The 6,819-nt window shown below is 62.9% G+C and carries 5 protein-coding genes; 3 read left to right on the top strand and 2 right to left on the bottom strand.

From position 1 onward, the window contains the following. Nucleotides 1-24 precede the first annotated feature (24 nt). Both LO50_RS21885 and LO50_RS21890 read right to left on the bottom strand, forming a co-directional pair. Complete coding sequence (locus LO50_RS21885) at nt 25-2,577, bottom strand: TRAP transporter permease (protein WP_044316358.1); 2,553 nt, start codon at nt 2,575-2,577, stop codon at nt 25-27. Between the two features lie 119 nt (nt 2,578-2,696). After that, on the bottom strand, nt 2,697-3,662 hold the full coding sequence (locus tag LO50_RS21890) for a TAXI family TRAP transporter solute-binding subunit (protein WP_014818672.1): 966 nt from the start codon (nt 3,660-3,662) through the stop codon (nt 2,697-2,699). Between the two features lie 607 nt (nt 3,663-4,269). Between LO50_RS21890 and LO50_RS21895 the strand changes: the two genes are divergently transcribed. The 3 genes from LO50_RS21895 to LO50_RS21900 all read left to right on the top strand — a co-directional run. Further along, nucleotides 4,270-5,856, top strand: a complete 1,587-nt coding sequence (locus LO50_RS21895) for a methyl-accepting chemotaxis protein (protein ID WP_003303265.1) — start codon at nt 4,270-4,272, stop codon at nt 5,854-5,856. A gap of 291 nt (nt 5,857-6,147) precedes the next feature. Further along, nucleotides 6,148-6,312, top strand: coding sequence for a hypothetical protein (locus LO50_RS25145; protein WP_003303263.1), 165 nt, complete (start codon nt 6,148-6,150; stop codon nt 6,310-6,312). A gap of 126 nt (nt 6,313-6,438) precedes the next feature. Beyond that, nucleotides 6,439-6,819, top strand: a 381-nt coding sequence (locus LO50_RS21900) for a PAS domain-containing protein (RefSeq protein WP_044316359.1), incomplete at its 3' end; no start/stop codon positions are given.

A 6,819-nucleotide genomic window follows, 5' to 3' on the forward strand; every position in this document is an offset into this window, starting at 1 on the left:
GGTTTCTCTTTGCAGCGACTGCAGTCAGCGCCGTTGGCGTCGTCGCTGCATCCAGACGATCAATCCGAACAGCAGGAAGCCCGGAATCCACATGAATTCCTTCGGCCAGCGATCGGTCGGTGCGCGAACGCGCAGGATCTGCTGGTCGAACTCCAGGCCCGCCTCGGCGGCCGGGCTGCCGAAGGTCACGCTATCGATCAGCACCTTGCCATCGTCCTCGTAAGTCATCAGGCCGATCTTCTCGAGCTTTTCCTCACCGCTTTCGCCGTCAGGGATTGCCAGCAGCGCGACGAACTCGCGCGGGTCGCCCACGTCATCCTCACCCAGCACGCGCAGGCGCAGCTGGCTGTCTTCCTCCACCCGTTCCAGCGTCTCGACCAGCGCGGCTGGCTCGATGTCGCGATAGGGGTCGTGGATGATGTCCATCCAGAATCCCGGGCGGAACAGGGTGAAGGCCACCAGCAGCAGCAACAGGCTTTCATACCAGCGGCTGCGCACCAGGAAGTAACCCTGGGTGCCGGCGGCGAAGATCAGCATGGCGATGGTCGCCACGACAAAGATCAGCACGCCGTGCCAGAAGTCCACGTCGATCAGCAGCAGGTCGGTGTTGAAGATGAACAGGAACGGCAGAGCCGCCGTGCGCAGGCTGTAGTAGAAGGCGGTGATACCGGTCTTGATCGGGTCGCCCTTGGACACCGCCGCGGCAGCGAACGATGCCAGGCCCACCGGTGGCGTGACGTCGGCCATGATGCCGAAGTAGAAGACGAACAGGTGCACCGCGATCAGCGGCACGATCAGACCATTCTGCTGCCCCAGCGCCACGATCACCGGTGCCAGCAGGCTGGACACCACGATGTAGTTGGCGGTGGTCGGCAGGCCCATGCCCAGGATCAGGCTGAGGAAGGCCGTGAGCAGCAGCATCAGCAGCAGGTTGCCCATCGACAGCAGCTCGACCAGGTCGGCCAGCACCAGGCCGACGCCGGTCTGCGATACCGCGCCGACGATGATGCCCGCCGCCGCTGTGGCGATACCGATGCCGATCATGTTGCGCGCACCGGCGATCAGGCCCTCGCGCAGATCGACGACACCATCCATGAAGGTGCCGTGCTCGTGGGCCTCGTCCTTGCGCAGCATCGACAGCAGCGGCCGCTGCGTGAGCAGGATGATCACCAGCATCACCGAGCCCCAGAATGCCGACAGGCCGGGCGACAGCCGCTCGATCATAAGGCACCAGACCAGCACCACCACCGGCAGCAGGAAGTGCAGGCCGGAGAGCAGCACCGGACGCGTCTCCGGCAGCTGCTCGAGCGGAGCGTCAGGGTCTTCATGGGGCAGTGGCGGATTGCTTGCGGCAATCTTCAGCAGGCCCAGATAGACCAATGCCAGTAACGCACCGATGACCCAAAGCGCGGAATCGCCAAGTGCCGGTTTCAGCCAGCCAAGACCGTAATAGACGCCCAGCGACAGGCCGGAAATCAGCGCCGCGCCGAAGGCGAAACCAATCAGGCGCTGCATCCACGGCTTGGCGACGTTAGCCCGCGGCAATGCGGTGAGGCCGAGTTTGAGCGACTCGAGATGGACGATGTAGACCAGCGCGATATAGGAGATCAGCGCGGGAAGGAACGCGTGTTTGATCACCTCGACATAGGGGATGCCGACGTATTCGACCATCAGGAATGCCGCGGCGCCCATCACCGGCGGCATGATCTGGCCGTTCACCGATGAGGCGACTTCCACCGCGCCGGCCTTCTCGGCCGAGAAACCGGTGCGCTTCATCATCGGGATGGTGAAGGTACCGGTGGTCACCACATTGGCGATCGACGAGCCGGAAATCAGGCCGGTCATACCGGAGGCCACGACCGCGGCCTTGGCCGGACCGCCGCGGAAATGCCCGAGCATGCTGAACGCCAGCTGGATGAAATAGTGGCCAGCGCCGGCACGTTCGAGCAGTGCGCCGAACAGTACGAAAAGAAAGACGAAACTGGTGGAAACCCCCAGGGCGATACCGAACACGCCTTCGGTGGTGATCCACTGGTGATTGGCCAAGGCGGTGAAGCTCACCCCGCGATGGGCCAGCAGGCCGGGCATCCAGGGGCCGGCGACGCTATAGACGAGGAACACCAGAGCAATGATTGCCAGTGGCGGGCCGAGTGCGCGGCGCGTGGCTTCCAGCAGCAGCGGAATGCCGAGGCAGGCCGTGATCAGGTCCATGGTGGTCAGGTTGCCGGGGCGCTGCGCCAGTTGTTCGTAAACGATGAACAGGTAGGCGGCGGTGGAGGCAGCGATCAGCCCCAGGGCGATGTCGAACAGCGGTACGCGGTCCCTGGGCGATCTCTTGAAGGCCGGGTAGGCCAGAAATGCCAGCAGCAGCGCGAATGCCAGGTGGATCGAGCGGGTCTCGGTGTCGTTCAGCACGCCGAACCCTAGTACGAAGGGCAGCGGCGAGGCGATCCACAGCTGGAACAGCGACCAGAGCAGCGCCAGCCCGGCGATGACCGCGGCCATCGGGCCTTCGGGCAAGCGCGCACCGACATCCTGGGCGATCAGTTCCTCGGTGGACAGTTGTTTGTCTTGCATGAATTGAGGCCTGTTTTTTCAGGTAACGGAACCGCGAAAACCCGTGGCCATGGGGCGCACGGGTTTTCGGCTAAGGCATCGACGTCAGGGCCGCATCCGCGACGCGGCCCCGCTGAGCCTTACAGCCAGCCGCGTTCCTTGTAGTAACGCTCGGCGCCTTCATGCAGCGGCGCGCTCAGGCCAACTTCGATCATCTCTTCCGGCTTGAGATCCTTGAATGCCGGATGCAGACGCTGGAAGCGCTCGATGTTCTCGAACACCGACTTCACCAGCTGGTAGACCACTTCGGCATCGACCTTGGCAGTAGTGGACAGCACGGCCTTGCCACCGATGGACTGCGTCGGCTGGTCGTTGCCCTTGTACAGGCCGCCAGGGATCTCAGCCTTGGTGTAGTAGCTCTTGGCAGCCAGCAGCTTGTCGATTTCCGGGCCGGTGATCGGCACCAGAACTGCATCGACGGTGGTGGTGGCTTCCTGGATGGCGCCATTCGGATGACCGACGAAGTAGGTCATGGCGTCGATGTTGTTGTCGCCCAGGGCGCTGGCCTGTTCGGCCGGCTTCAGTTCGGCGGCGAGGGAGAAGGCCGACTTGTCCCAGCCCTTTTCCTTCATGATTTCTTCGAGGGTGTCGCGCTGGCCAGAACCGGGGTTGCCGATGTTGACGCGCTTGCCCTTCAGATCATCGAGACCCTTGATGTTGGCGTCGCGACGCGCCAGAACGGTGAAGACTTCGCTCTGCAGCGAGAAGACGGCACGGATGTCGTCCATCTTGCCTTCTTTCTCGAACGGCGCCACGCCTTCCATCGCCTTGTACTGATGGTCCGACTGCATGATGCCGAAGTTGAACTCGCCACTGCGCAGGCCGTTGACGTTGGCCACGCCGCCGCCGCTCGCCGGCGCGTTGCACTTGATGTTTTCCGCGTTGCGGTTGACGAAGCGGCAGATCGATTGACCGGCAACGTAATAAACGCCGGTCTGGCCGCCCGTGCCGATGGTGACGAACTTCTCTTGCGCCTGTGCCACTGCGCTCAGGCCGGTTCCCGCCAGAGCAGCGGTAAAGATCCATGCCAAGGATTTGCCTTTCATGGATGCACTCCTTTTTGGTTGTTTTCGGATTCCCGGCATCCCTTGTGAGTCTGCGCGGAACTTGAGTCTAGCAGGCGACCGCGTCGGTAACAGCCTGCGGACCTGCCATGTCGATCCGGGCAAGCGTCGCGCCCCATTGCTAGGACCGGATGACGACAGAAGGGTTGCGCGTGAGGCGACATCTTTTTTTATACATATGCTGTACATTGTTATATGTAAGTATAGCTTTAGTGATTGTCAGCCATGCTGACTGCAAAAGCCGACCGGCGGAGTAGGACTTCAGGTGCATTGTCATTCGAAGCGGATGATGTCAATATGACATTAGTCTCCAGGCGAGGAGACTTGCTGATCGGACAGGACCACGGGCCCGCCGACTGAAGCGCCATCAGGGATCATCCAGAGGGGATGGATCAATGCTGGCGCTTTTTTTGTGCTCGTCTTCGGCGCTACAAAATCGATACAAACGACCCGTTGGGCCGTCCGCAGCAAGGAGCGAGCACCGCGAGGTGCGATATTGGCAGGGAATGCGCGAAGTACCGGCAAGGTGCATCGATCGAGACGTCCGTGGCGGAAGAACGACATGCTTTGCCTTGTTCACGAGACCACCATGCGCATGAACCTGCCGGTCACTGGCCGCGACGTTTCCATCAGCGACACCGCCAACATCCTTTCCACCACGGATCTGAACGGTGATATCACCTATGTGAATCCCGACTTCATCAAGATCAGCGGCTTCGAAGAAAGCGAGCTGCTTGGCCAGCACCACAACATCGTTCGCCATCCGGACATGCCTGCCGAAGCATTCGCCGACCTGTGGTCGAGCGTACGGAGTGGCAGCTCATGGATGGGCATGGTGAAGAACCGCTGCAAGAACGGCGATCACTACTGGGTCAGTGCCTTCGTCACGCCGATCAGCCGCAACGGTCGGGTCATCGAATACCAGTCGGTGCGTACCAAGCCCGCGCCGGCTCAGATCGCCGCTGCCGAGCAGCTGTATGCGCAGTTGCGCGACAAGCGTCCTCCGGCTGCGCTGCGCCGTGCAACGCTGAGTGCCCGCAGCCGCGTCGCGCTGCTGGCCGCGTTGGGTGCCGCGCCGTGCGTGGTCGCCGGCGCGCTGTTGGGTGGGGCGGGTCTGATCGCTGCGCTGGCCACCGCCGCTACCGCCGTGCTGGGCGCAGGCGCAATGGCCTATGTCGCGCTGGCTCCGCTGCAGCGTCTCGCCGAGCAGGCGCGCAGGGTCGGTGACAACCCGGTGGGGCAGTTGGTCTATGCCGGCCGCCGTGATGAATTCGGCCAGATCGCCTTTGCCATGAAGATGCTGGAAACCGAGGCCGGCGCCATGGTCGGCCGTATCGGCGATGCCTCGCGTCAACTCAGCCAGCACGCCCACGAACTGCTCGGCGCGATGGACAGCAGCACGCAGAGCGCTTCACGCCAGCAGAGCGAGACCGATCAGGTCGCCACGGCGATCAACCAGATGGCGGTCAGCGTGCAGGAAGTGGCGAGCAATGCCCAGCGCACCGCCGAAGCAGCCAGCCGCGCGGACAGCGAAGCGGCGACCGGCACCGAGGTGGTCAACCGTACCGGCGCGGCCATCGGCCGACTGGCCCAGGACATCCAGCAGGCCGGTGACGTGATCCATGAGCTGGAGGCGCATAGCAATGACATCACCAAGGTACTCGATGTCATCCGTGGCATCGCCGAGCAGACCAACCTGCTGGCGCTGAACGCCGCCATCGAGGCGGCGCGGGCCGGGGAGCAGGGCCGTGGCTTTGCCGTCGTCGCCGATGAAGTACGCAGCCTGGCATCACGGACCCAGCAGTCGACCCAGGAGATCAACAGCATGATCGGTGCGCTGCAGGGCGGTGCGCGGCAGGCGGTGGAGGTCATGCAGCGCAGCCGCGAGCAGGCCATGCAGAGCGTCGAACATGCGGCCCAGGCGGCGCGCTCGCTGCAGGGCATCAACAGCCGGGTCAACGAGATCAGTGCAATGAGTATGCAGATCGCCGCGGCCGTCGAGCAGCAGAGCAGCGTCAGCGAGAACATCAACCAGAACATCGTCAGCATTCGTGGCGGCTCCGACCAGCATGTGGAGAGCGGCCTGCGCAGCCGGCAGAGTGCGTCGGGCGTGGCCGAGCTGGCCAGCAGCATGGAGATGCTGGTGCAGCAGTTCTGGACGCGGCGGCGCGGCTGAAAGCCTGATGTACGGGAGTGGTGCGTGCGGCAATGGCGTAGCGCATTGCCGCACCGTTAGCGGCGGGCTTGTTACGGCGTTCGTGTGAAGGCAAAATGCCATCAGTTTCGCGCGTTGCGAAAGCTGCTTTACCGCTCAGGACAACCGGACCTGATAGCTAAGGCGCCAGCCGTGACATTCCTCTGGGATGCACCACGGCTGGCGCCTTTTTTTGGGTTCGAGTCTCGCTGCAAAGCATGCCCTGGCAGAGATAGGCACTCAACCTGCATGTGTGTGCATGACGATGGACCAATGCTGACCGAAGAGACGTTGCGCGCTGCGCTGAAAGAAACCATTCAGGTACTGGAGCGCACGCGACGCTCGTTCAAGTCGCGCGAGCTCGGCCAGCTGCGCCGGCGCCTGATCGACCTGCTCGAGCAGCTGGAAGCCGATAGGGGAGAGAAGGACGAGCGTTGATCGCCAAACCGTAACCGGCCCCCTGTAGAAGGATGCCCCGCCGCATCCACGCGAGCGCTGCCAACAGAAGCGGCGCCGTATCTGCCTCGCGTACTCAGACCCCATTTTCAAAGAGAAGATCTGTTTATGCGCCTCAACCTTCCCGTAAACGGCCGTGAAGTCACGGTCGGCGAAACGGCGAACATCCTTTCCACGACTGATCTGAAAGGAACGATCACCTACGCCAATCCGGATTTCGTGGCGATTTCCGGCTTCAGCGAAGACGAGCTGCTCGGTGAGCCGCATAACATCGTGCGCCACCCCGACATGCCCGAGGCGGCCTTCGCCGATCTCTGGCAGACGCTGCAGGCGAACAGGTCGTGGATGGGCATCGTCAAGAACCGTTGCAAGAATGGCGATCACTACTGGGTCAGTGCGTTCGCCACACCTGTCGGCCGCGACGGCAAGGTCGTCGAATACCAGTCGGTGCGGACCCGCGCGCAGCCCGAACAGATTCGCGCCGCCGAG

This window comes from Stutzerimonas stutzeri (assembly GCF_000935215.1).
Lineage (GTDB): Bacteria > Pseudomonadota > Gammaproteobacteria > Pseudomonadales > Pseudomonadaceae > Stutzerimonas.

Bases quoted from the DNA above. Each gene is read 5' to 3' on its own strand.
- LO50_RS21885 (WP_044316358.1), bottom strand. From the start codon at position 2,577: ATGCAAGACAAACAACTGTCCACCGAGGAACTGATCGCCCAGGATGTC.
- LO50_RS21890 (WP_014818672.1), bottom strand. From the start codon at position 3,662: ATGAAAGGCAAATCCTTGGCATGGATCTTTACCGCTGCTCTGGCGGGA.
- LO50_RS21895 (WP_003303265.1), top strand. From the start codon at position 4,270: ATGCGCATGAACCTGCCGGTCACTGGCCGCGACGTTTCCATCAGCGAC.
- LO50_RS25145 (WP_003303263.1), top strand. From the start codon at position 6,148: ATGCTGACCGAAGAGACGTTGCGCGCTGCGCTGAAAGAAACCATTCAG.